Annotated in this window: 1 protein-coding gene; it reads left to right on the top strand. The window is 69.4% G+C overall.

The window, feature by feature from the left end:
• The first annotated feature begins 430 nt into the window (after nt 1–430).
• A complete protein-coding gene (locus ACJ4V0_RS21240) occupies nt 431–2371 on the top strand; it encodes a M23 family metallopeptidase (RefSeq protein WP_448301611.1) in 1941 nt (646 codons plus the stop codon).
• Nucleotides 2372–2500: the final 129 nt, after the last annotated feature.

The raw sequence follows: 2500 nt of genomic DNA, 5'->3' as shown, positions 1-2500 counted from the left end.
CTCCCCCGGTTCCGCTGGGCTGTCGGGGCTCCAGTTTCCCCACCCGGGCGTCGAATCCGGCCGGGCCAGCGCCTTTCGGTCCCTGTTCCGTGCTTCCCGATGCCCCCTTGCGGGCCAAGGGGCCATTCTTCGCCGGATGGGCCTCCCTCCGGATGGAAGAGCCGCCCTCGTGTGTGCGCGCGCGTTAATCCGTAGTTTCTCCGATTTCTGCTGTTCCGCCGCTTGGCCTTCCCGGTACCGGCGCCAAACGTCCCGTCCGACAGCAAACCCGGCACTGACCACGCCGCCGACGGCCGCAGCCCTGACGACGCCACATTCCTCGCTCTTCTGTCGCGGATGCGATCTGCTTGACGGCCCGGACCGCCGCGGGCAACGTCGCCGCGCCATCGAGCCGGGCACCGGCCCCCGGAACCGTTCGGAGATTTCTGGTTTGCTTTTGTCCGGCCGATCCCTTGTCGCCAACCAGGCCGACCCGAGCGCATCCCTCGGCGACGAGGCCCCGCTGTCGGCCGACGGTCGCGAGCGGCGCACCATCGAGGGGCGCGGCATCAACATGCGCTGGTTCTCCGGCACGGTCCTCACCGGCCTGTGCGGAGCGGGTCTCATGGGCGGCGCGGTCTGGGCAGCGCTCGAGAACCCGACCCGGCCGCCGGCTCCGGCGGAGATCCTCCAGCCGCTGAGCCGCTCGGGAAGCGGCGCTGGCGAGCGCCCGACCAACACAGCGCGTAAAGGCGACCGCCTCACCCCCCTCGCCGATCTCTTCTCCTCCTCCAAGCAGACCATCCGCGTCTCGCAGACCTCGCGGGTCGGCGACCGTGAGATCATCCGCGTCCGCCCCCATACGCGTGTCGTCGCCAACCTCGTCCAGACATCGAGTGGCGACTACGAGATCCCCCAGTTCAATCCGCTACGCCTCCTGGCAGGCGACACCGTCGAGCGTGCCGAGGAACAGACCCCGGACAGCGAAGGCGAGGTGACGGTGGTCATGCGCGACTTCGGCGCCATGCCCCCGCAGCACCGCACGATGATGGCCCTGTCCACCGACGACATCCTCGGTCAGGTCCGCGAGGTCGCCATGCCGGCGGGCCTCGCAGTTCCCGTCTCGCTGCCTGCCGACGGCGGCTTCGCCACCCGGCCGCGGCCGCGCAACGACGTCATCGACCCGGACGACCCGAACGTTATGCGCGTCGTCAAGCGCACGCCGGAAGCGACGGCCTCGGCGGTGCCGCCCGACCGCACGGTGATCGCCAAGGCCGGCGACACCATCACCTCGATCCTGCTCGAACTCGGGGCGGTGCGCGACGACGTCCGCCTCATCGCCGCGGCCTTCACCCGCGGCGGTCGCGAGATCACGCTGCGCGACGGCCAGCGCATCCGCGTGCTCTTCGCGCCGGGCGCATCGGGCCGCCAGCAGCCGGTGCGAGTCATCCTGGTCGGTGAGCGCGGCACGCCGGAGGCGGCCGTCGCACAGACGGACGAGGGCCGCTATGTCGCGGTCGAGGATCCGGCCGAAGCCGTCAACGTCACCGACGATTCGGAGGAGGACGAGGAAGGCGGAGGCCTGCGCCTCTACGCCGCCATCTACGAGACGGCGCTGCGCCAGGAGATCCCCCGCCCCATCGTCGACGAGCTCATCCGCGTCTTCGGCAACGACGTCGATTTCTCGCGGCGCGTCAGCTCCAACGACCTGTTTGAGGTTCTGTACGCCTCGGACGAGGAAGGCGACGCCGGTCGCAGCGACATTCTCTATGCGGCACTGACCACCGCCGGCGAAACCCGCCGCTACTACCGCTTCCATTCCACCGCCGACGGCGTCATCGACTTCTACGACGAGCAGGGCAAGTCGGCGCGCAAGTTCCTCATCCGCAAGCCGATCGCCGGCGGCCAGATGCGTTCCGGCTTCGGCATGCGCCGCCACCCCGTCATGGGCTATTTCAAGATGCACTCCGGCGTCGACTGGTCGGACCGCATCGGCACCCCCATCGTCGCCGCCGGCAATGGCGTCATCGGCAAGGCGAGCTGGTCGGGCGGCTATGGCCGGCGCATCGAGATCGAGCATCCCAACGGCTACACCTCGACCTATTCGCACCTGTCCGGATTCGCCCGCGGCATCACCGAGGGTGCCCGCGTCAGGCAGGGACAGGTGATCGGCTATCTCGGCAATTCCGGCCTGTCGACCGGGCCCCACCTCCACTACGAGGTGATGGTCAACGGGCGCTTCGTCGATCCGATGCGCGTGCGCGTACCGCGTGGACGGGAACTGTCCGGCACGATGCTCGCCGCCTTCCGGGCCGAGCGCGAGCGGATCGACAACCTGATGACGCGCGACCGCGCCGAGACCCGCGTCACCGCGCAGGCGCCGGCGCGCTGAGGCTTATACCAAGGGGCGCGACCGCTGACTCGCGAGGGATTCCCATCGGCGCGTGATCGTGATTCAAGATAGCATGGAGGGTCCATGCCATGGCCAAACCGATTGCGCTCACGGGAGAATGGACGGCGC

It is taken from the genome of Phreatobacter aquiterrae, assembly GCF_053471285.1.
The sequence above is the reverse complement of the archived record's forward strand: the minus strand, read 5'-3'. Positions and strand labels throughout refer to the sequence as shown.